The 19,927-nt window shown below is 67.9% G+C and carries 22 protein-coding genes and 2 tRNA genes; 13 read left to right on the plus strand and 11 right to left on the minus strand.

Annotation, left to right across the window (positions count from 1 at the left end):
• Positions 1-148 precede the first annotated feature (148 nt).
• Both ADBZ9K_RS07320 and ADBZ9K_RS07325 read left to right on the plus strand, forming a co-directional pair.
• Positions 149-628 carry a type IV toxin-antitoxin system AbiEi family antitoxin gene (locus ADBZ9K_RS07320; protein WP_526619428.1) on the plus strand — a complete coding sequence of 160 codons (480 nt, stop codon included), beginning with the start codon at positions 149-151 and terminating at the stop codon, positions 626-628.
• Complete coding sequence (locus tag ADBZ9K_RS07325; protein WP_526619429.1) at positions 625-1,404, plus strand: nucleotidyl transferase AbiEii/AbiGii toxin family protein; 780 nt, start codon at positions 625-627, stop codon at positions 1,402-1,404. The genes ADBZ9K_RS07320 and ADBZ9K_RS07325 overlap by 4 nt, the downstream gene beginning before the upstream one ends.
• 54 nt (positions 1,405-1,458) lie before the next feature.
• Here the strand turns inward: ADBZ9K_RS07325 and ADBZ9K_RS07330 are convergent.
• Together ADBZ9K_RS07330 and ADBZ9K_RS07335 are read right to left on the minus strand one after the other, a co-directional pair.
• Positions 1,459-1,532, minus strand: a tRNA-Ile gene (locus ADBZ9K_RS07330).
• Between the two features lie 54 nt (positions 1,533-1,586).
• Positions 1,587-2,084, minus strand: coding sequence for a GAF domain-containing protein (locus tag ADBZ9K_RS07335; RefSeq protein WP_526619430.1), 498 nt, complete (start codon positions 2,082-2,084; stop codon positions 1,587-1,589).
• Between the two features lie 75 nt (positions 2,085-2,159).
• On the opposite strand from ADBZ9K_RS07335, the gene ADBZ9K_RS07340 reads away from it, so the two are divergent.
• Complete coding sequence (locus ADBZ9K_RS07340) at positions 2,160-3,203, plus strand: threonine aldolase family protein (RefSeq protein ID WP_526619431.1); 1,044 nt, start codon at positions 2,160-2,162, stop codon at positions 3,201-3,203.
• On the opposite strand, the gene ADBZ9K_RS07345 is transcribed toward ADBZ9K_RS07340, so the two are convergent.
• From ADBZ9K_RS07345 to ADBZ9K_RS07355, 3 genes are read right to left on the minus strand one after another with little or no spacing between them, the layout of a single operon-like run.
• Positions 3,169-4,011 (minus strand): carboxymuconolactone decarboxylase family protein, encoded by an 843-nt coding sequence (locus ADBZ9K_RS07345; RefSeq protein WP_526619432.1) that lies wholly within the window; start codon positions 4,009-4,011, stop codon positions 3,169-3,171. The genes ADBZ9K_RS07340 and ADBZ9K_RS07345 overlap by 35 nt on opposite strands.
• Positions 4,012-4,018: 7 nt before the next feature.
• Positions 4,019-5,380, minus strand: a complete 1,362-nt coding sequence (locus ADBZ9K_RS07350; protein WP_526619433.1) for a metallopeptidase TldD-related protein — start codon at positions 5,378-5,380, stop codon at positions 4,019-4,021.
• Positions 5,381-5,414: 34 nt separating this feature from the next.
• The gene (locus ADBZ9K_RS07355) at positions 5,415-6,929 is read right to left on the minus strand and encodes a metallopeptidase TldD-related protein (protein ID WP_526619434.1); all 1,515 of its coding nucleotides are present in this window, start codon (positions 6,927-6,929) and stop codon (positions 5,415-5,417) included.
• Positions 6,930-6,967: 38 nt separating this feature from the next.
• Between ADBZ9K_RS07355 and ADBZ9K_RS07360 the strand changes: the two genes are divergently transcribed.
• The 3 genes from ADBZ9K_RS07360 to ADBZ9K_RS07370 all read left to right on the plus strand — a co-directional run bounded on the left by ADBZ9K_RS07360 (position 6,968) and on the right by ADBZ9K_RS07370 (position 9,996).
• Positions 6,968-7,849: a carbohydrate ABC transporter permease gene (locus ADBZ9K_RS07360; protein WP_526619435.1), complete on the plus strand. Its 882-nt coding sequence runs from the start codon at positions 6,968-6,970 to the stop codon at positions 7,847-7,849.
• Positions 7,836-8,648, plus strand: a complete 813-nt coding sequence (locus tag ADBZ9K_RS07365) for a carbohydrate ABC transporter permease (protein WP_526619436.1) — start codon at positions 7,836-7,838, stop codon at positions 8,646-8,648. Before ADBZ9K_RS07360 ends, ADBZ9K_RS07365 begins: the two co-directional genes overlap by 14 nt.
• A 79-nt stretch (positions 8,649-8,727) precedes the next feature.
• Positions 8,728-9,996 (plus strand): ABC transporter substrate-binding protein, encoded by a 1,269-nt coding sequence (locus ADBZ9K_RS07370; RefSeq protein ID WP_526619437.1) that lies wholly within the window; start codon positions 8,728-8,730, stop codon positions 9,994-9,996.
• On the opposite strand, the gene ADBZ9K_RS07375 is transcribed toward ADBZ9K_RS07370, so the two are convergent.
• Both ADBZ9K_RS07375 and ADBZ9K_RS07380 read right to left on the minus strand, forming a co-directional pair.
• Positions 9,993-10,817: a CbiQ family ECF transporter T component gene (locus tag ADBZ9K_RS07375; RefSeq protein ID WP_526619438.1), complete on the minus strand. Its 825-nt coding sequence runs from the start codon at positions 10,815-10,817 to the stop codon at positions 9,993-9,995. The two genes, ADBZ9K_RS07370 and ADBZ9K_RS07375, sit on opposite strands and share 4 nt — an antisense overlap.
• Positions 10,814-12,874, minus strand: coding sequence for an ATP-binding cassette domain-containing protein (locus tag ADBZ9K_RS07380; RefSeq protein ID WP_526619439.1), 2,061 nt, complete (start codon positions 12,872-12,874; stop codon positions 10,814-10,816). Before ADBZ9K_RS07380 ends, ADBZ9K_RS07375 begins: the two co-directional genes overlap by 4 nt.
• A gap of 135 nt (positions 12,875-13,009) precedes the next feature.
• Between ADBZ9K_RS07380 and ADBZ9K_RS07385 the strand changes: the two genes are divergently transcribed.
• Positions 13,010-13,492, plus strand: coding sequence for a MarR family winged helix-turn-helix transcriptional regulator (locus ADBZ9K_RS07385; RefSeq protein ID WP_526619440.1), 483 nt, complete (start codon positions 13,010-13,012; stop codon positions 13,490-13,492).
• Positions 13,493-13,506: 14 nt separating this feature from the next.
• On the opposite strand, the gene ADBZ9K_RS07390 is transcribed toward ADBZ9K_RS07385, so the two are convergent.
• Together ADBZ9K_RS07390 and ADBZ9K_RS07395 are read right to left on the minus strand one after the other, a co-directional pair.
• On the minus strand, positions 13,507-14,394 hold the full coding sequence (locus ADBZ9K_RS07390) for a bestrophin family protein (protein WP_526619441.1): 888 nt from the start codon (positions 14,392-14,394) through the stop codon (positions 13,507-13,509).
• A gap of 24 nt (positions 14,395-14,418) precedes the next feature.
• Positions 14,419-15,156, minus strand: a complete 738-nt coding sequence (locus tag ADBZ9K_RS07395) for a VIT1/CCC1 transporter family protein (RefSeq protein WP_526619442.1) — start codon at positions 15,154-15,156, stop codon at positions 14,419-14,421.
• A gap of 101 nt (positions 15,157-15,257) precedes the next feature.
• Here ADBZ9K_RS07395 and ADBZ9K_RS07400 point away from each other — a divergent pair, with 101 nt between their 5' ends.
• The 5 genes from ADBZ9K_RS07400 to ADBZ9K_RS07420 all read left to right on the plus strand — a co-directional run bounded on the left by ADBZ9K_RS07400 (position 15,258) and on the right by ADBZ9K_RS07420 (position 18,980).
• Positions 15,258-17,168, plus strand: a complete 1,911-nt coding sequence (locus tag ADBZ9K_RS07400) for an acyl-CoA dehydrogenase family protein (protein WP_526619443.1) — start codon at positions 15,258-15,260, stop codon at positions 17,166-17,168.
• Between the two features lie 120 nt (positions 17,169-17,288).
• The gene (locus ADBZ9K_RS07405) at positions 17,289-17,945 is read left to right on the plus strand and encodes a hypothetical protein (protein WP_526620806.1); all 657 of its coding nucleotides are present in this window, start codon (positions 17,289-17,291) and stop codon (positions 17,943-17,945) included.
• Positions 17,942-18,526, plus strand: a complete 585-nt coding sequence (locus tag ADBZ9K_RS07410; protein WP_526619444.1) for a cytochrome c oxidase subunit 3 — start codon at positions 17,942-17,944, stop codon at positions 18,524-18,526. The genes ADBZ9K_RS07405 and ADBZ9K_RS07410 overlap by 4 nt, the downstream gene beginning before the upstream one ends.
• Positions 18,526-18,789: a cytochrome C oxidase subunit IV family protein gene (locus ADBZ9K_RS07415; protein WP_526619445.1), complete on the plus strand. Its 264-nt coding sequence runs from the start codon at positions 18,526-18,528 to the stop codon at positions 18,787-18,789. The genes ADBZ9K_RS07410 and ADBZ9K_RS07415 overlap by 1 nt, the downstream gene beginning before the upstream one ends.
• Before the next feature lie 53 nt (positions 18,790-18,842).
• On the plus strand, positions 18,843-18,980 hold the full coding sequence (locus ADBZ9K_RS07420) for a hypothetical protein (RefSeq protein ID WP_526619446.1): 138 nt from the start codon (positions 18,843-18,845) through the stop codon (positions 18,978-18,980).
• A 45-nt stretch (positions 18,981-19,025) separates the two neighbouring features.
• Here ADBZ9K_RS07420 and ADBZ9K_RS07425 read toward each other — a convergent pair.
• A tRNA-Asn gene (locus tag ADBZ9K_RS07425) sits at positions 19,026-19,101 on the minus strand.
• Between the two features lie 148 nt (positions 19,102-19,249).
• On the opposite strand from ADBZ9K_RS07425, the gene ADBZ9K_RS07430 reads away from it, so the two are divergent.
• Complete coding sequence (locus tag ADBZ9K_RS07430; RefSeq protein ID WP_526619447.1) at positions 19,250-19,501, plus strand: hypothetical protein; 252 nt, start codon at positions 19,250-19,252, stop codon at positions 19,499-19,501.
• Between the two features lie 86 nt (positions 19,502-19,587).
• On the opposite strand, the gene ADBZ9K_RS07435 is transcribed toward ADBZ9K_RS07430, so the two are convergent.
• Complete coding sequence (locus tag ADBZ9K_RS07435; RefSeq protein ID WP_526619448.1) at positions 19,588-19,899, minus strand: DUF7155 family protein; 312 nt, start codon at positions 19,897-19,899, stop codon at positions 19,588-19,590.
• Positions 19,900-19,927: the final 28 nt, after the last annotated feature.

Consider the following 19,927-nt stretch of genomic DNA (forward strand, 5'->3'; position numbering starts at 1 on the left):
CAGCACAGGAGTACCGCCAAGCCTCGTCGCGCATCCACTCGGCACGTTCCGCCCCAGACAGGCGAAACACACATACGCCTACCCTGGCGCCGAGGTGGCCAGACTCCGAGAACGCGGTCTAGTCCATCGCCTCGCCGACGGATACTACGTGGTCGTGCCGCCCGCAATGGTGGGGCAGGGATGGGCGCCAGGATTGGAAACCGCGGCAGCCGGCATCGCTTCGGCAATCTATGCACCGGCCGACATCGTCGTCATGGGCATCAGCGCTGCACGGCTGCACGGCGCGATTCCACGCGCCCTGTCCACCGCAATTGTCGCCGCCCCTGCCCAGCACCGCCCCATAGCGTTAACCGACCGCAGAGCTGTCGTCCGATTTATCAAACGCGACACTCAGGGCATCGACGCCGAGCGCTACGACACCGAGCTCGGACCGACACTGGTGACCACACCCGAACAGACGATCCTGGACCTTGCCCACCGCCCCGGACTAGGCGGCGCCGAGATCGACGTGCCGTCCGCCGTGGCGGCGCTGTACGAGCGCAGCGATCAGAGCCGCCTACAGACCTTGGCGGCTGAACAACGACGCGTTGCATCACTGAAACGGGCCGAAGCCTGGGCCCAGAAATGAACAGCGACGAAAAAACCGCGGTGGCCGAACAATTCGGGGTCGCAACGGAACAGGTCGAGCGCGACCACCTCATCTCTCATCTCCTTGCCTTTCTCAGCCGGGACGTCGGCGACAGGATTCACTTCATCGGGGGTACGGCGCTCGCGCGCACCCACCTCTCGGACGGGCGCCTGAGCGAGGACATCGACCTCATCGCAGTCGGCGATCGGAAATCCGTCGCGGCAGACCTGGACGCCGCTCTGCCCCGCGCACTCGCCCGTACTCACGGACGACTCACGGTGGACCCAGCACTCAGCAGCATTCCCGACACAAGTGCGGCGATCCTGCGGACCTCCGAGGGGCTGACAGTGAGGATCCAATTGCTGTCCTCCCGTACCCGAACCGTGTGGCCGACGGAGCGGCGATCATTGGTCCAGCGTTATTCCGATGCACCCGCCGCCGTGCTGTTGGTGCCGACGCTTCCCGCCTTCGCCGCGTCCAAGACAGCGACATGGTTTGACCGACACGCTTCCCGCGACCTTTGGGATCTGTGGGCGTTAGACAGGATCGGTGCTATCGATGCCGAAGCTGAGGCTCTCTACCGCCGGTATGGGCCTACCAACAGACCGCCTGCCCTCCGCGACTTCACGACCGCGCCAACGCGGGCCGACTGGCAGAACCAGCTCGGAGGCCAGACCCGTCTCACGGTTTCGCCTACGGAGGCTTTAACTGCCGTTCATAACGCGTGGGCCCAGGTCATCAAAACCCAACCGGAGGACCCCAGGCGGCCCGTATAAGCGATGAATAAACGATGAGTCGACAAACCTAATCATGAAAAACAGCCTCTGAGGTAGGGCGGGCGGGGCTCGAACCCGCGACCAAGGGATTATGAGTCCCCGGCTCTAACCAACTGAGCTACCGCCCCCAGTGCGGCAACTATGGTCGCATGTCGCCCGGTCCCGGCGGAACCAGGACCGGCTCAGCCCAGCGCGGTGTCGTCGGCGCGCACCACGTTCTCCACCTCACCGGCGAACGCAGCCAGCTCGGAGCGCTGCTCCTCGGTGTAGTCGCGTGCCGAGTCGTCGAGCACGCAGACCGTCCCGACGACCGTGCCCGAACCGTCGTGGATCGGCAGCCCGAGGTAGTTGTGCAGGCCGAACTCCACCTCGTCCTCGTTTCCGGCGAACGTCGCGTCGTCGCGGGAATCGCGGACGAACAGCGCGCTGTCACCGTCGACCACGCGTTCGCAGTACAGCGGCACCCGGTCGGTATCGGTGAGCGCCTTCTTGCCGGCCGCGCCGACGGTGTAATGCTGAGTGGCCTCACCCGCGGTGGCGGCCACCACCATGGAATCCGGCTCGGAGCGCATCACCAAAACGGACTTCACCCCGAGCCGCTCGGCGAGTTGATCGAGACGTCCGGCCAGCGGTGCCAGCCCTGCCGTGGTGTCGGTCTTGTGCGGTTCGGCCTGTGCCATGCCCACATTGTTGCGGCGGCCGCCCGGGCGAGCAACGGTTCTGCTCAACCCGATGCGGGATGCGACGATGACCAGGTGCCCACCCCGTCCGCCGCCTTCGCCTCCGACAACGCCGCCCCAGCCCATCCGAAGGCTCTCGAAGCGCTCGTCTCCGCCAACGAGGGCGCCACCTCGTCCTACGGCCATGACCCGATCACCCAGCGCGCCGCCGACGTCATCCGGAGCGCCTTCGACGCCCCGGAGGCGCAGGTGCTGTTCGCGTTCACCGGCACCGGGGCCAACATCATCGCCCTGGCCGCCGCGGTCCGGCCCTGGCACGAAATCCTGTGCAGCGACATCGCCCATTCTCTGCTCGACGAGGCCGGCGGTCCCGTCCTGGTCTCCGGCGCAACCCTGGCGCCCCTGCCCAGCGACGACGGCATCATCGACGCCACCCTGCTGGACCGGCGCATCACCCGTCGCGGCGACGTGCACCACTCCCAGCCCCGCATCGTGACCATCACGCAATCCACCGAGAACGGCCGCGTCTGGCAGCCGGACGCGATCGCAGCGTTCGTCGACCACGCCCACGATCTGGACCTGTTGGTCCACGTCGACGGCTCGCGGGTCGCCAATGCGATTGCCGCCCTTGATATCACACCGGCACGTGCCATCGGAGACGCCGACATCGTCACCGTGGGCGGCACCAAGAACGGCATGTTGTTCGGTGACGCCATCCTGGTTCGCCGCCCCGAGCACTTCCCCGGCATCGACTTCATCCAGAAGCAGATCGGCCACCTGGCCAGCAAGCACCGTTACGTCTCAGCCCAATTCGAGGCGATGCTCGGTGACGGCGAATGGCTACGGTGCGCTGCTCACGCCAATGCCATGGCGTCCCGGCTCAGCGCCGGAATGGCCGACCTCGGCCTACACCTGGCCTCGCCGACCGAGGCCAACGAAGTGTTCGTCGACCTGTCCCCCGACGCCCTGACCGCAGTCCGTCAGCACTTCTTGGTGCACGTGCCCGACCCGCACAAGCCGGCCGCGCGCTTCGTCTGCTCGTGGGCCACCACCGCCGACGACGTCAACGCGGCCCTGGCGGCGCTCAGGCGAACTGGGTCTGACCGTCCGCGTCGATGAGGTAGCGCTCGGTCCCCTCCTCGACGCGCGCGGCGTCGGCCTTGAGCGCCACCGCAATCTTGTTGCTGGCGTTGCGCATGACGTCCAGGGTCAGCTCGCGGGCCTGCTCGTGCGAGAAGTTCTCCCGCACACCGGCCGCCACCGCCGGGCTGATCCGCGCCGGGGACCAGATCAGCGCGTCGGTATAGCGCAGCGCCGCCTTGTGCGCGTCGGTCAGCAGTTCGGAGGACTCGTAGTGCTCGATATCCTCGTAGAGCGACTCGCTGCCACCGGCGTCGAGGGCATTGCCCTCCCGCAGCGACTTGCACAACCGGCAGTTGTGCGCGACGGCACCACGCAGCCGCACTACCTCCGAGGTCACCGGGTCCAGTGACCGCAGCCGCGCCACTCCCGGCAGCAGGCGGTTGAACAGCACATCGGCGGCGTCGATGCCGGCATCCCACACCGGCTCGTCGGGCACCCAGCTCACCGGCAGGCCCAGCAACTCCAGGCCGTTGCGCACCCGCGGCAGGAAGTCGGCGACGAACATCTGCACGACAGCTCCGAACGCAGCCGCACCCAGCGCCCCGGTCAGCGCCTCGCGCTGTCGATCCGATACCGCCGACACGTCGATGCTGAACTGCTCGGTGAAATCGGCGACCACTTTCTCGGCATCCGATTCCGATGCATGCACCGCAGTCTGTGCTGGCAGCGGCGTCAGCGACAGCGTCTGGCCGCACGTCGCGCGGATCAGTCCCACCAGCCGCTGTTGGTCGGCCGGTGACTGCACCACCAGGTCGGTCAGCACCGCGTCGAGATCATCAGCCATCAGACGATTATTGCGCCTGGCTGACCGAGGACATGTGGAAGTCGGGAATCCGCAGTGTCGGCATCACCGCACGCGTCGCCCAGTCACCCCACTCCCGCGGCAGCGTCTGTTCGGCCACCCCCGCCTCGGTGGCCCGCCGCAGCAGATCCAGCGGGCTCTCGTTGAACCGGAAGTTGTTGACCGCCCCCGTCACCTCGCCGTCCTCGATCAGGTACACCCCGTCGCGGGTCAGCCCCGTCAGCAGCAGTGTGGTCGGGTCGACGGTACGGATGTACCACAGGGTGGTCAGCAGCAGGCCGCGCTCGGTGGAGGCCACCATGTCGGCCAATTCCGTTGTGCCACCGGTCATCAGCAGATTGTCGGCGGGAACAGCTGCGGTGGTGCCGAACTCGGCAGCCGCCGACCGCGGGTAGGCCAGCGCGTTGATGGTGCCGTCGCGGATCCAGTCCACCCGGCCGATGTCCATCCCGTTGTCGAACACCGAGACGGTCTCGGAGCTGCTGGCCGCCGCGACGAAGGGCGAACACTGCAGGCCCGCGGCGAACGGATCGGAGTACAGCGTCAGCGGCAGCGCGGTGAGCTTCTCCCCCACCCGCGTGCCGCCACCGGGGGCCGACAACGCCGTGCGGCCCTCCTCGGCGCCGCGGCCGTCCATCGACCAGCCCAGGTAGATCATCATGTCGGCCACCGTCGAGGGCGGCATCAACGTCTCGTAACGACCCGCCGGCAGTTCGACGGTCCGGCTCGCCCAACCCAGCCGCATCGCCAGGTCCCCCAGCAGCGTGTCGGTCGGCACATCGAGGAACCACGGTGTACTCACCCCGGCCCACGCGCTGGCGCCGTCGCGTTTGGCGTTGATCTCCACCGTCCCGGTCGGCTGGGTAAAGCGGCGACGGATCCCGGTGGATGTGGCCAGGAACGTCGTCTCCACCACGTGATGGGCGTAGCCGTACAACCGGTCGGCGCCGGCGAACCCGCCCGACAGCGACTCGGCGACGTCGGCGAACACCTCGGCGCCCGTCTCGGGCACGGCTTCGTTCCAGTCGTCGGGTGTTCCCGCACCAGTGAGCAGCGCGGTGCTGTCGCGGGCGGCGGGGGCCGCGTGGGCGGCCAGCTCGGCGGCGGCGACCAGCGCGGCGATGGCCGTCGGGTCGACCTCGCTGGTGCGGATCGATCCCGTGTGTGCCGTATTGCCTTTGCGCACAATGGAAATCACGGTGGTGGAGCGGGTGGTCGACACCCCGTTGGTGGTCATCGAGTTGCCGGCCCAGCGCAGCGACGCCTCGGCGCGGTCGGTGACGATGACGATCGTCTCGTCGGCGGTCGCTGCGGCCAGTGCGAGTTCGACGACCTGCTGTGCGGGGATCACCTACCGCACCCCGATTTGACCTCTTCGCTGGCGCTCATCGGCCGGCCTCCTCACGGGTGTTGAGCACATTCACGCCCCGGAACAACGCCGACGGGCAACCATGGCTGACCGCGGCGACCTGCCCGGGCTGCGCCTTACCGCAGTTGAACGCCCCACCGAGCCGCCATGTCGACGGCCCACCCACGGCTTCCATCGAATTCCAGAAGTCGGTGGTGGTGGCCTGATACGCCACATCACGGAGCTGGCCGTCGAGCCGGCCGTCCCGGATCCGGTAGAACCGCTGCCCGGTGAACTGAAAGTTATAGCGCTGCATATCGATCGACCACGACTTGTCGCCGACGATGTAGATGCCGTCGCTCACCCGGCCGATCAGATCATCGGTGGACAGGTCCTCGGCGCCGGGTTGCAGCGACACGTTGGCCATCCGCTGGATCGGAACATGGTGCGGTGAATCGGCATAGGAACAGCCGTTGGAGCGACCCTGGCCCAACCGCGGCGCGAACACCCGGTCCAGCTGGTAGCCGACGAAGATCCCGTCGCGCACCAGGTCCCAGCTCTGAGCGGCCACTCCCTCGTCGTCGTACCCGATGGTGGCCAGGCCGTATTCGACGGTGCGGTCGGCGGTCACATTCATCACCGGCGAGCCGTAGCGCATGGTGTTCAGCTTGTCCGGGGTGGCGAACGAGGTGCCCGCATAAGCCGCCTCGTACCCGATGGCCCGATCGTATTCGGTTGCATGCCCGATGGATTCGTGAATCGTCAACCACAGGTTGGTCGGGTCGATCACCAGGTCGGTCGGCCCGGCCACCACGCTGGGCGCCTTGGCCTTCTCCGCCAGCAGCACAGGCAGCTCGGCCAGCTCGGCGCCCCAGTCCCACACCTGATCACCGGCCAGCGCCTCCCACCCGCGCGCGGTCGGCGGGGCCAGGGTGCGCATCGACTCGAAGCTGCCCGCCGCCGCATCGACGGCCACCGCCTCCAGCACCGGCATCATCCGCACCCGCTGCTGGGTGATCGACGAGCCGAACGTGTCGGCGTAGAACACCTGCTCCTTGACGGCAGCGACCATCGCCGAGACGTGATCGACGCCATCGGCGGCCAGTAACCGGCCCGAGTACTCCTCCAGCAACCCGATCTTGTCGGCGGTCGACACCGTGAACGGGTCGATCGCGTACGTCGACACCCAGGTGGCCTCGGCATACACCGGCTCGGCGGCCAGCTCGATACGCTCGGCGTTGAGCGCGGCCAGCGCCTTCGCCACGGCCACCGCCCGGCGCGCCGTCTCGGCGGCGACCTCGGGGGCCAGTTCGGCGTGCGAGGCGAACCCCCAGGTGCCGTCGACGATGACCCGCACGGCCAGGCCGATTTCCCGGTCGGTCACCGCGTTCTCCAGCTCGGCATCGCGCAGCTGCACCATCTCGGTGGTGATCGCATGGATCCGCAGGTCGGCGTAGTCGGCACCGGCCGCGCGGGCCGCGGACAGGGCGGCCTCGGCCAGCGCATGGCGCGGCAGGACGAGGAAGTCGGCGTCGACATCACGTGGACTCACCGCTCCACCGTAACGGGCAGGTCGCTCAACCGGCTTTAATGGCTGGGGTGACGACCCGGCGTGTGCGCTCGAGCCTGCTGGGGTACGCGTTGCTGGCGCCGAGCCTGTTCGGGGTGGTGTGCTTCCTGCTGCTGCCGATGCTGGTGGTGGCCTGGCTGAGCCTGCACCGCTGGGATCTGCTGGGCCCGATCCGCTATGTCGGGCTGGACAATTGGCGTTCGGTGCTCACCGACTCCAGTTTCGGCAACTCGCTGCTTGTGACCCTGACCTTCATCGCGATCGTGGTGCCCGTCCAGATCGTGCTGGGGTTGGTCGCGGCCGCGCTGCTGGCCCGTGACCTTCCGGGCAGCGCGGCGTTCCGCACCATCTATGTCCTGCCCTGGGTGTGCTCGCCGCTGGCCGTGGCGGTGCTGTGGCACTGGATCCTGGCCCCCACCGACGGGGCGGTGAGCACGCTGCTGGGCCGCAACATCGAGTGGCTCACCGATCCCGGGCTGGCCCTGCCGGTCGTCTCGGCGGTCACGGTGTGGACCAACGTCGGCTATGTGACGCTGTTCTTCCTCGCCGGCATTCTGGCCATCCCGCCGCAGATCCACGCCGCGGCCCGCCTCGACGGCGCGAGCGGCTGGCAGCGGTTCTGGCACATCACGCTGCCCATGCTGCGCCCGACGCTGTTCTTCGTCTCGGTCACCGGCATCGTCAGCGCTGCACAGGTCTTCGACACCGTGTACGCGTTGACCGGCGGCGGCCCGGCCGGGCGCACCGACCTGGTGGCCCATCGCATCTACGCCGAGGCGTTCGGCGCCGCGGCGATCGGGCGCGCCGCGGTCATGGCGTTGGTGCTGTTCGTGATCCTGGTGGGCGCGACGATCGCCCAGCATCTCTACTTCCGTCGGCGGATCAGCTATGACCTCACGTAACGCGCTGATCTACCTGGGGTTGCTGGCCGGTGCGCTGATCACCATGGCCCCGTTCGGGCTCGGCCTGCTCACCTCGATCACCTCGGCGCAGCAGTTCGCCACCGGCACACCGCTGGCGCTGCCGGCGCCCCCGACGCTGGCCAACTACGCCGCACTCGGCAACGCCGGGTTCGGCCGGGCGCTGGCGGTCACCGCGCTGATGACCGCGATGATCACGGTGGGACAGCTGACGTTCTCGGTGCTGGCCGGTTATGCGTTCGCCCGGCTGGAGTTCGCCGGCCGCGACATCGTGTTCTGGGTCTACATCGCCACGCTGATGGTGCCGGCCACCGTCACCGTCGTGCCGCTGTATCTGATGATGGCCGAACTCGGCCTGCGCAACACGTTCTGGGCGCTGGTGGTGCCGTTCCTGTTCGGCTCGCCGTATGCGATCTTCCTCCTGCGCGAGTACTTCCGCGGCATCCCCGACGACCTGGTGAACGCCGCCCGCCTGGACGGGGCCAATACCCTGGACCTGATCGTGCACGTGGTCCTGCCGGCCAGCAAGCCGATCCTGGCGACGCTGACGTTGATCACCGTTGTCAGTCAATGGAATTCATTCATGTGGCCGTTGGTGATCACCAGCGGCGGCCGCTGGCGGGTGCTGACGGTGGCCACCGCGGGCCTGCAGACGCAGTACAACGCGCAGTGGACGCTGGTGATGGCCGCGACCACCGTCGCGATCGTTCCGCTGCTCGTGCTGTTCCTGATGTTCCAGCGGCACATCGTGCGCTCCATCGTGGTGACGGGCCTGAAATGATCGCCGCGAGATCGACACCATGGCTGTGTCTGAGCAGGATTGACCACCCTGGTGTCGATCTCGGCACACGGAGGTCCGAGTGAAACCCCGTTCATCGACGCTGCTGCTCGCCTGCCTGCTCGCGGTCGTGCTGGTTCTCGTGGGTTGTGTGTGGGCGCTGGGCCGCAGCAGCGAGCCCTCCGGCGCGACGGTGATCACGGTGCGGCTGTGGGACCCGCAGGTCGCGGCGGCCTACCAGGAGTCCTTCGCCGAGTTCACCCGCACCCACCCCGGCATCGACGTCCGCACCAACGTCGTCGCCTACGCCAGTTACTTCGACACGTTGCGCACCGATGTGGCCGGCGGCGGTGCCGACGACATCTTCTGGCTCAACAACGCCAACCTCGCCCCGTACGCCGACAATCACCGCCTGCTGGCCGTCGAACCCAGTGCGGACTGGGATTCCTCGGTGGTCGCCCAGTTCACCCGCAACGGTGTGCTGTGGGGCGTGCCGCAGCTGACCGACGCCGGAATCGCGGTCTACTACAACGCCGACCTGCTGGCCGCCGACGGCGTGGACCCCGCCGAGCTGGACACCCTGCGCTGGGACCCAGACCCCGCCCGCGACACGCTGCGCCCGCTGCTCGCGAAGCTCACCCACGGCAGGCAGTGGGGCTACAACGCGGCCAACGACCTGCAGGCCATCTACCTCAACTACGTCGGCTCCGCGGGCGGGGTGTTCTCCGACGGGGACCGATTCGCCTTCGACAACCCGCAGGCCGCCGACGCATTCCGTTACCTCGTCGACCTGATCAACACCGATCACGTCGCCCCGCCGGCCTCGGACACCAACGACAACGGTGACTTCTCCCGCAACCAGTTCCTGTCGGGGCGGATGGCGCTGTTCCAGTCGGGCACCTACAACCTGGCCCCGATCGCCGAACAGGCGCCGTTCCGCTGGGGTGTGGCGATGCTGCCCAGCGGGCCGGCCGGCCGGGTAAGCGTGACCAACGGCATTGTCGCCGCAGGCAATCCGGCCAGCGCCCACCCCGCGGCGGTGCGCGAGGTGCTGGCCTGGCTGGGCAGCACCCGCGGCAATGAATACCTCGGCCGCAAGGGTGCGGCCATTCCCGCGGTGCTGCCCGCCCAGCGGGTGTACTTCGACTACTGGTCGACCAAGGGCGTGGACGTCGCACCCTTCTTCACGGTGCTCGACGGCCCCCGGATCGCGGCTCCGGGCGGGTCGGGCTTCGCCGCCGGCTACCTGGCCATCAAGCCCTACTTCGACGAGATGTTCCTCGGCCGTGCGCCGGTCGCGGCCACCTTGGCTACCGCCCAGCGCGCCGCGAACGCCGCAGCCGCACGCTAGAACCCGGCGAGCACCGTCATCTGCAGGCCCACGGACAGCGCACACACCGCCGCCGCGACCGCCAACGCCACCCAGTCGGCGCGGCGCGGCCCCGACGGCGCCGCCGATATCTGACCGGTCCCGCCACGCGCGGTGATCGCGTCGCCCATCTCGTCGGCGCGCCGCAGCGCGACCGTGATCCCGGCCGCCAGCAGGTCCACCAACTCGATCGCCCACCGGCGGCGCTGGGCGCGGCGACTGGTCAGCACCGGTGGCGGCCGCAGCCGCCGGGCGGCGTAGAGCAGCCGGAATTCGTCGAGCAGCATCGGAAAAGCCCGCAGCGCCAGGGCCAGCGCCACAGCCCAGTCGTCGACCGGGATACCGAAGATCTTCAGCGGGCGGCCCAGCCGTGCCACCGCGGGCGCGACGTCGGCGACGTTCGTCGTCCACGAAACCATCGCCCCCAGCGCCACCAGCACCAGGGAGACGACGGTGAAGCGCACGAACTTCAAGAATCCGCCGAACCCGATGTCGTATGAGCCCAGGTGCAGCTCGGGGGTCCCACCGGCCAGCGCCGCGGTCACCCCGCCCAGTAGCAGCAGCAGCCACAGCCATTTCGGCACCGAGGGCACCGCGCCGCGGGGAATGTGGGCCAGCCGAACCGCGACGGCGATGGCGATCGCCACCAGCGCGATCGGAACCCAATCCGGGTAGAACGCCAACAGCGCCGAAAACCCTAGAACCACAATCAGTTTGGTGCCCGCCCAGAGCTCATGGATGACCGACGTGCCTGGCACCGGGCGCAGCAGCACCACAGGGCGGCGCTGACGGGCTTCCGTCACGACGGGCCCCCCGCCGCCGTCGTCAACACGCCGTTGCGCAGATGCAGGGTCCGCGGGCACAGCTCCTCCAGCCCGACGAAATCGTGCGAGATCACCACCACCGTCAGTCCACTGTTGCGGCGCAGATCGGTCAGGAGCCGCAGCAGTCCGCGCTGGCTGGCAGCATCCAGACCGGCCAGCGGCTCGTCGAGGATCAGCGCCTGCGGCGAACGGGCCAGCAGGCCGGCGATCACCACCCGGCGCATCTGCCCACCGGAAAGCTGGTCGATCCGCCGACGGCCCAGGGACGCATCGAGGCCGACCTTGGCCAGCGCGGCGGCCACCCGAGCCTTGTCGTCGGGGGAAAACCCAGCTGCCGAGGCCACTTCGAGATCGACCCGGCCGCGCAAGAGCTGCAAGCGGGCGGCCTGGAAGGCGATCGCAACCTCGCCGACGCAGTCGGCGGCGGGACGCCCCCGCACCAGGCAGGCGCCGGTGGTGGGCGTGATCAGGCCGGCCAGGATCCAGGCCAGGGTGGACTTGCCGGACCCGTTGCCGCCGTGGATCAGCACACCGTCGCCTTCGTTGACGGTGAAGCTGACGTCCCGCAGAGCGGTCTTGGCCCACGGTGTGCCGCTGGCGTATTCGTGGCAGACGTGGTCGAGCTCCAGCACCGGCACACCGCTGCTGGGGGCGGCGGTCACCGTCGGGGTGGGTGCGGCAGCGCTCTCGACCATGTTGGTGTTGTCCAACGACTCGCTGAGGTTGACCACGCGATCGGCGGTGTCGGCCTCGTTGTTGTAGTGCGTGATCTGCACCAGCGCCATGCGGTGGTGTTCGGTGAGCCCGGACAGCACAGCGAGCAGCGCCTCCCGTCCGCGCTGGTCGACCATGCTGGTGACCTCGTCGGCGATCAGCATCGAGGGCCGCCGCGCCAGCGCTGCCGCCACGGCAAGCCGCTGCAGCTCACCGCCGGACAGTCCGCCGGTGTCGCGCTCCTCCATACCGGCTAGGCCGACCTCGTCGAGCACCTCGGCCACGTCGGTGTGCGTTCCGGGCGGCAGGCCCCAGACCACGTCGTCGGCGACCCGGGTGCCCAGGACCTGACTTTCCGGGTGCTGCATGACCACGGCCGTGCCGCCCAGCCGACCCAGCCCGACGGCGCCGGGCCGCTCGATGGAACCCGAGGTGGGCTCCCGTCCGGCCAGCAGAAGCATCAGCGTGGTCTTCCCGGAGCCGTTGGCGCCGGTGATGGCCACGTGTTCGCCGGCATCGACGGTCAGGCTCAGTGTCGTGAGGGCGTCGCGGTCGGCGCCGGGATAGCGGAACCGGGCGTCGACCAGCCGGACCGGAACCGGCGCGACGGGACCGGACTCCTCCGGGACCTCGAGCTTGTGGACGTCGGGGATCCCGCACAACCGATCCAGCACCCGCGACAGCGCCCACCAGCCGACCAGCGTGACGATCATGATCGAGAAGATCGCGTAGAACATCAGCAACGCCGGCCAGTAGTCCAGGGCGACGGTGAACAACCGCTTGGCGTCCTGGGCGGCCGGCCGGAACGGTTCGAAGCGCGACATCACCGCGACCACACCGTCGACGTTGGCCGTCATCGCCTCAAACGTCAGGGTGCGCAATCGCACCAACACCGACAGTGCGGCGATGATGAAGCAGCCGAAAGTCACCCCCGCAAGCAGGCCGACCGCGACGACGGTCGGGGTGCCGCGCCCGCGGCGCCTGACGATGCCGGCGAGCCCGCCCACGTAGGCACAGTTGAGCACCACCATGAATCCGCTGATCCCGGCGATCAGGAAAGCCACCATGCTCGCGGCGAAGGTGGCGGCCAGCAGGACGCGGATGCGGTAGCGGTAGCCGAGCAGGCCCATCGGCACCGTCACCAGAAGCGACAGACCACCGGCGAACGGCACGACCACCGAGATGATCGCCAGGGCGGCGGCCAGGGACCCCATCACGGCGGCCTGGGCCATTTCCACCGGCGACAGCGAACGCAGCGGCCGGCCCGATGTCGACGGACCGGGAGGTTTCCGCTCCAGCGCCTCCGGTCTCGTCGCGGTCATCACCCGATTCTGCCAGTCGGCACGCCGTGGTAGTCGGCTCGACCTGCCGGGCCGGGGCCGCCCGTAGGCTTGCTGTGAGGAAACCCACCGCGGCGGACACCTGACAACATAGTAATTCTATGTAAATATGGGCGCATGAGCCCGACGCCCATCCAAGAACGGCCCGGCGCCGAATCCGCCCCACCCGACCAGCTGGGATCTGAGCTGCTCGCTGTCGTGGCCAGGCTCAACCGGCTGGCCACCCAGCGGATCCGGCTGCCGCTGCCGTGGGCGCAGGCCCGGCTGCTGGGCACGATCGACGACCAGGGCGAGGCGCGGATCTCCGACCTGGCCGAGCTGGACCACTGCTCGCAGCCGACGATGACCACGCAGGTGCGCCGGCTGGAGGACGCCGGACTGGTGGCCCGCACCGCCGACCCCGACGATGCGCGCGCCGTGCGCATCCGCATCACCCCGAAGGGTCAGCAGATCCTGGCGCAGGTGCGGGCGGACCGCGCCGCGGTGATCGACCCGCGCATCGAGCGGCTCTCGCACGAAGACCGCGACATTCTGTCCAATGCCGTCGCGGCACTGCATCGCCTGCTGGGCGATCTCGGCACCGCCCCCGGCGACCGCTGAGATCCGGTACGGGCCTACATCCAGACGGTGGCCGTCGCGCTTTCACGCGGCTGAGCCAACGGATGTCCGGCGCCGAGCATGTTGCCGGTGATCGTCGAGCAGAAGCGGTACATCGAGATGTCAAAGACGGTGTTGCTCATCGGCTTTTCGATGAAATGCCCGAGGCGTTCGGCGCCGATGAACACGACCATCAGCAGCAGGCCGATCACCACGCCGGCAACCGGGTGCGTGGATCCGTCCAGCCGGGTGAAGGCCATGATCGCGAAGAACCAGGCCACTCCGCGGATGAAGATTTCGTAGTGCACCGGGATGGGCTCATTGCGGATGCGTTCCAGACCGCTCTGCGCGCTTACCAACCCGCTGTTGACCGTCATCAGCATTACCCGGGCCTGCGAGTCGATCCGGCCGTCGGCGCACAGCAGCTGGATATCGGCCGCCTGCCGGGTCAGCAGATCGGTGGCGTTGATACCGGCGGGATCCTCCGGCGTCAGCTCGGCGACCTCCGGTATCGGCGTGACGCCGCGTAGCTCGGCGGCCAGCTGCCAGCAGTAGCGAGCCTGGCGGCGGCGCATCCGGTCCAGGACCGTGCCCATCTCCGGGGACCCGGTATCGACCGAGCACAGTCCGTTATGGGTGGCGCGGGAGTTGATGATGATGTTGCCCCACAGGGTGCGCGCCTCCCACCACCGGTTGTAGGCGATGGTGTTGCGGAAGCCGATGAACACCGAGGCACCGATGCCCAGCACGGACAGCACCGCGGCGGCGTAGTCGATCTGGGTGGGGTCAGGCACCGGCACCAACACGCCGGCGACCACCAGGATCGCCACCAAGTCCCACCGCAGCCGCCACGTCACCACGCCGGCGACCTTGAACGGACCCAGCTTCCCGACGCTTCGGATCACCGCGTCACCTTATTACCTGTTGACTCAGATCACCGTGCCAACGAGTCTTCCGACCGCATAGGTCGCGGCGATCGCGACAAGGCCGAAGGCCAACTGCCGCCCGGCCCCCAGCCAGAGCGAGCCCTTGGTAAATCGTGCGGCCACCGCCCCGGCAACCAGCAGGCCCACCCCGCCGCACACCAGGCCCGGCCACAACGATTGCGCACCGAACAGGTAGGGCAGCAACGGGATGATGGCACCCACGGCGAACAGCAGGAACGACGACACCGCCGCCACCACCGGCGACGGCTTCTCCCGCGGATCGACGCCCAGTTCCTGGGCGAGGTGGAAATGCACCGCCTTCTCCTCGTCGAGGTGGATCTCCTCGGTGGCCTTGCGGGCGGTCTCCTCGGTCAATCCCATGTCCATCAGCATGGCGACGAGTTCGATCTTCTCGGCGTGCGGATGACGCTCGAACGCCAGCCGTTCGGTGCGCACCTCGGAGTCGATCTGCTCGTTGGCTGTCGTGACGGACGTATATTCGCCCAGCGCCATCGAGAATGCACCGGCCAACAAGCCGGCCACGCCGCTGAGCACCACCGTCTGCGGGCCTGCCCCGGCCGCCACACCGGCGATCAGTGCGGTGTTACTGACCAATCCGTCCATCGCGCCGAACGTCGCAGCCCGTAACCAACCACCGGTGACATCGGCGTGCGAGTGGTCGACGTCGTGCGGCAGGGCGATGTCGCGCTGCGGTGTGGTGTCAGCGTCGTACTCGGACATGTCCGTTATTGAACGCTGGCCGCCGGGTTCACATCTACTCAGGTTGACCTGCCTTTGCCACATCGACGTTTGCCGGTGAAACAGGCGGGCTACTTTCACCTATGACCACCACTGCGGAGCATGTCCGAAACGCGCTTGACGGTCGCTGGCGAGACGTCAAGAACGCCATGCGCGCCGAACTCTCCACCGAGGTCTTCCGGCCGCACTACACCCCCAACACCGCCATTGCCCGCGCAAAGGTGGCCGAGCAGATGGCGATCATGGCCGCCGCCGGCGCCGCCGAGGACGGCTTCCGCAAGGAGCACGGTGGCAACGGTGATGTGGGGGCGGCGGTCACCCGCATCGAGATGCTCGCGATGTCTGACCTGTCACTGATGGTCAAGGCTGGTGTGCAGTGGGGCCTGTTCGGCGGGGCCATCGAGAACCTGGGCACCGAGCAGCACCACAAGGAATACGTGCAGCGGATCATCGACCTAGACCTGCTGGGTTGCTTCGCAATGACCGAAACCGGACACGGCAGCGATGTGCAGTCACTGGAGACGACAGCCACCTACGAACCGGCCACCCAGGAGTTCGTGATCGACTCCCCCACCCCGTCCTCGCGCAAGGATTACATCGGCGGAGCGGCCGAAACCGCGCGAGTGGCAGCAGTTTTCGCGCAACTGATCACCGGAGGCGAATCGCACGGCGTGCATTGTCTTGTCGTGCCGATCCGGGATGAGCAGGGCAACGACCTGCCCGGCGTCACCACCTCGGACTGCCAGTACAAGGGCGGGCTGCCCGGCGTAGACAATGGCCGCATCCTGTTCGACCAGGTCCGCGTCCCGCGGGAGAACCTGCTGAACAAGTACGCCGACGTCGCACCCGACGGCACCTACACCTCGCCGATCGAGAACCCCGACCGGCGGTTCTTCACGATGCTGGGCACCCTGATTCGGGGCCGGGTCACCGTCGGCGGCAGCGCGGCCGCCGCGGCAAGGGTGGCACTCGACATCGCTGTGCGATACGCGTTGCAGCGCAGGCAATTCAGCGCCCCAGGCGACGGCGGCGAGGTGTTGATCATGGACTACCTGGTCCACCAGCGGCGGCTGTTCCCGTTGATCGCCCGCTCGTATGCGCTGCAGTTCGCCCAGAACGAGCTGGTCTCCAAGCTGCACGACCTGCAGACCGCCGACAGCCCCGACGCCGAGGAACAGCGCGAGCTGGAGTCCCGCGCCGCCGGGCTCAAGGCCGCCAACAGCTGGCACGCCAGCGCCGCGATCCAGGAGGCCCGCGAAGCCTGCGGCGGGGCCGGCTACCTCGCCGAGAACCGGCTCATCGCGCTGCGAGCCGACACCGACGTGTTCACCACCTTCGAAGGCGACAACCATGTGCTGACCCAGCTGGTGGCCAAGGAACTGCTGACCGCCTACGCCGACGACATCAAGGGCATGAGCCCGGTGGAGTGGGTGCGCTTCGCCGCCAATTTCGCCGGCGACCGGGTGCTGAAAAGGACTGCGGCCGAGGCGATCATGCAGACCATCCTCGATTCCCGCCAGGACAACGAGGAGGAAGGCAGCCTGTTCAACCGCGGCACGCAGGTCAAGATGTTCGAAGACCGCGAGCAGTACCTGCTTTCGACGGTGGCCCGCCGGCTACAGGGCAAGGCCAAGGAGATGGCGGCCTTTGACGCATTCAACTCCGTGCAGGACCACGTTCTGCACACCGCGACCGCCCACATCGACCGAATCGTGCTCGAGGCGTTCGTCGCCGGTATCGACGCCTGCCAGGACGAGGAGGCCCGGCGCATCCTCGGCATGGTGTGCGACCTCTACGCGCTGTCGGTTATCGAGGACGACAAGGCGTGGTTCATCGAGCACCGGTTCCTGTCCACCGAGCGGGCCAAGGCCGTCACCCGCGGGATCAACGAACGATGCCGGACCCTACGGCCCTATGCCGAGCTGATGGTCGACGGGTTCGGGATTCCCGAGCAGATGCGCCAGGCGGCGATGCTGCACCCTGAGCAGCTGTGAGTCGTTTTGGCAATTTTGACAAAACTTCGCTGATTCTCGCCCCGCGGCGGTGGCGGCCCCAGTAACGTCGCCGCCGTGGAGCTCAGGCTGCAGCGCATCGGCGCATGGTGCGGAACGATCATGATCATCCTCTACGGAACCTGTTTCTCGGGGCTGGCACGGATGTTCCCGCCGCTGTCTCCGGTGTGGTCGGCCCAGGAGGTCAGCGACTTCTTCGTCGACCACAAGATCTGGATCCGCATCGGCATCGCCGGCTGCCTGCTGACCTCGGTGATCGCCCTGCCGTTCCTGGCCACCATCGTGCTGCGCATCCGCCGCATCGAAGGTCACTGGGGAATGCTGACGGTCACCCAGCTGTTCGCGGCGACGATCTTCGTTCCGGCCCTGCTGTTCCCGTTCCTGGTGCTGGCCGCCGCGGCGTTCCGGCCCGAGAGCCGCCCGCCGGAGATCACCCAGGCGCTCAACGACGTGTTCTGGCTGATGTTCATCGGGATCGTGGGCACGATCATCGTGCAGAACATCACCCTGGCGATCGCCGCATTCGTCGACACCACCGATCCGCAGACCTTCCCCCGCTGGTACGGCTACTTCAACCTCTGGGTGGCGCTGCTGTCGCTGCCGGGCTGCGTGGTCGTGGTGTTCAACGACGGGCCGCTGGCCTGGCATGGCGTGTTCGCGTTCTACATCCCCGGCCTGGCGTTGACGCTGTGGCTGTTCTCGACGACCTACGTGCTGCTGCGCGGGATCACGGCCCAGCAACGCGCCGAACAAGCATGACGGCGGCCGGCGCACCGTCGGCACCCGCCCGCCGCATCCCGGGCGAACAGGGCACCTGGGTGTTCCTGTTCGGCGACATGCTGGTGTTCGCGGTCTTCTTCGCCACCTTCATGGTGGAAAGGTCGAAGGCACCCGCGGTTTTCGACGCTGCCCGCAAGACCCTGCACGTCAACGTCGGCCTGATCAACACCGTGGTGCTGCTGACCAGCTCGCTGTTCGTCGTAGCCGCGATCGGCGCGATCCGCACCGGCGCCCGGGCCACCGCCGCACGGGCGCTGATGGTGGCGATCGGTTGCGGGGTGATCTTCGTGGCGCTCAAGGTGTTCGAGTACGTCACGCTGGCCCAGGCCGGGTACGGCCCCGGAGCCAATCACTTCTACCTCTACTACTTCATCCTCACCGGGCTGCATCTGCTGCACGTCTGCCTGGGCATCGTCGTGCTGGTGCTGATGCTCACCCAGACCCGTCGCACCGAGCTGTCGGCCACCCGGCTCGCGGTCATCGAGGGCGGCGGCTGCTTCTGGCACCTGGTCGACCTGCTCTGGATCGTGTTGTACCCACTGCTGTATCTGGTGAGCTGATGTGGGCCCTGATGCGTAACCGCGCCGGCGTGAGCTGGCTGATCCTGGTGGCCGCAACGCTGGCGTCGTGGGCGCTGGGGGCCGACCACGGCACCGGCTCACTGGTCGCTGTCGCGGTGCTGGGCATCGCCGCGATCAAGGTGCGGCTGGTGGGCCTGGACTTCATGGAGCTGCGGCACGCGCCGATTCCGCTGCGGGCGGCCTTCGAGGCGTACTGCGTGGCGTTGTGGTCGCTGCTGTCGGGGCTGTATCTGTGGCTGTAGCACCGTCATAAGTACACCCGTAACTGAACCCCGGCCGCCGCTTTCGTGACAGCATGGCCACCATGACGCCGTGGCGGTGGGTGGTGCTGGTGCTCTTCGCCGCCACATTCATGGCAGCCGCGGTGGGCGGCATACTGCTGCTCGCCAGCGGGCATGGGGACCCGAACATGGGTCCCATCGGCCAGCCGTAGGTCATCGATGAGTTGTCGTTACCGCGACTGTTCGTCATTCCAAGCTGGCTCCCCCGGATGGACTCGAACCATCAACCGTCCGATTAACAGTCGGAAGCTCTGCCAATTGAGCTACAGGGGACTACCTTCCCGCTGAGCGCTGCTGCACTGCTGCGGGCCGGGAAGTGACTCTAGCCTACCGGGCGGCCCTGACGCCAAAACGGGTGCCCGGGCGCCGACCCCGCCGCGTCAGGCAGGATGGTGGGGCGAGGTTTTCGGAAGGGAGCGCAGTGATCCGGTTTCTGGCTGCACTGGGAGTGGGCTACGTCTTGGGCTCGAAGGCGGGCCGCCGGCGCTACGAGCAGATCGTGGGCACCTACCGCGCAGTGACCGGCAATCCAGCTACCAAGACGGTGCTCGACGCCGGGCGCCGCAAGCTGGCCGACCGGGTCTCACCCGACCCGGATCCGAAGATGGTCACCCTCACCGAGATCGACGCAGAAACCGCCGTGGTGCAGCCACGGCGGTCGGAGAGCGAGTAACGACGACATCGACCTCACGGATCCGTGGGTCGGGGAAAAATCACAGCCCCGATGTCGGTCTCGCGGACCGCCGGGACGGATACGGACTACCCCAGCGGGATGCTGATGGTCTGCCCGGGCAGCAGCGGACCGGTAGAGACACCGATACCGCCGCCATTGCTGGAGTTAGGGCCGTAGACGCCGAGCTGCGGGGTTCCCACACTGACGTTGTTGTTCGAGTACGACAGGCACTGTCCGTCGCCACGGGAACCGAACCAGGCCAGGCAGGTGCCGCCATCGGCCGACGTGATCGGGGCCGTGGAGTGCGTGAGCTCGGCCATCGCCGGCACCGCCGCAGCAGCCACAGCGAGCGCGCCGATCGCGACGGCACGCCGGGTACGAGTATTCGCGGTAGTCATATCTGACCTTTCGCTGGAAACAGGCTGC

Source organism: Mycobacterium sp., assembly GCF_965229265.1.
Taxonomy (GTDB): Bacteria; Actinomycetota; Actinomycetes; order Mycobacteriales; family Mycobacteriaceae; genus Mycobacterium.

Coding starts and splice junctions, on each gene's coding strand:
- ADBZ9K_RS07405 (WP_526620806.1), top strand. CDS start 17,289: ATGATCATCCTCTACGGAACCTGTTTCTCGGGGCTGGCACGGATGTTC.
- ADBZ9K_RS07385 (WP_526619440.1), top strand. CDS start 13,010: ATGAGCCCGACGCCCATCCAAGAACGGCCCGGCGCCGAATCCGCCCCA.
- ADBZ9K_RS07400 (WP_526619443.1), top strand. CDS start 15,258: ATGACCACCACTGCGGAGCATGTCCGAAACGCGCTTGACGGTCGCTGG.
- ADBZ9K_RS07410 (WP_526619444.1), top strand. CDS start 17,942: ATGACGGCGGCCGGCGCACCGTCGGCACCCGCCCGCCGCATCCCGGGC.
- ADBZ9K_RS07335 (WP_526619430.1), bottom strand. CDS start 2,084: ATGGCACAGGCCGAACCGCACAAGACCGACACCACGGCAGGGCTGGCA.
- ADBZ9K_RS07420 (WP_526619446.1), top strand. CDS start 18,843: ATGGCCACCATGACGCCGTGGCGGTGGGTGGTGCTGGTGCTCTTCGCC.
- ADBZ9K_RS07325 (WP_526619429.1), top strand. CDS start 625: ATGAACAGCGACGAAAAAACCGCGGTGGCCGAACAATTCGGGGTCGCA.
- ADBZ9K_RS07345 (WP_526619432.1), bottom strand. CDS start 4,011: ATGGCTGATGATCTCGACGCGGTGCTGACCGACCTGGTGGTGCAGTCA.
- ADBZ9K_RS07415 (WP_526619445.1), top strand. CDS start 18,526: ATGTGGGCCCTGATGCGTAACCGCGCCGGCGTGAGCTGGCTGATCCTG.
- ADBZ9K_RS07365 (WP_526619436.1), top strand. CDS start 7,836: ATGACCTCACGTAACGCGCTGATCTACCTGGGGTTGCTGGCCGGTGCG.
- ADBZ9K_RS07360 (WP_526619435.1), top strand. CDS start 6,968: ATGGCTGGGGTGACGACCCGGCGTGTGCGCTCGAGCCTGCTGGGGTAC.
- ADBZ9K_RS07380 (WP_526619439.1), bottom strand. CDS start 12,874: ATGACCGCGACGAGACCGGAGGCGCTGGAGCGGAAACCTCCCGGTCCG.
- ADBZ9K_RS07395 (WP_526619442.1), bottom strand. CDS start 15,156: ATGTCCGAGTACGACGCTGACACCACACCGCAGCGCGACATCGCCCTG.
- ADBZ9K_RS07435 (WP_526619448.1), bottom strand. CDS start 19,899: ATGACTACCGCGAATACTCGTACCCGGCGTGCCGTCGCGATCGGCGCG.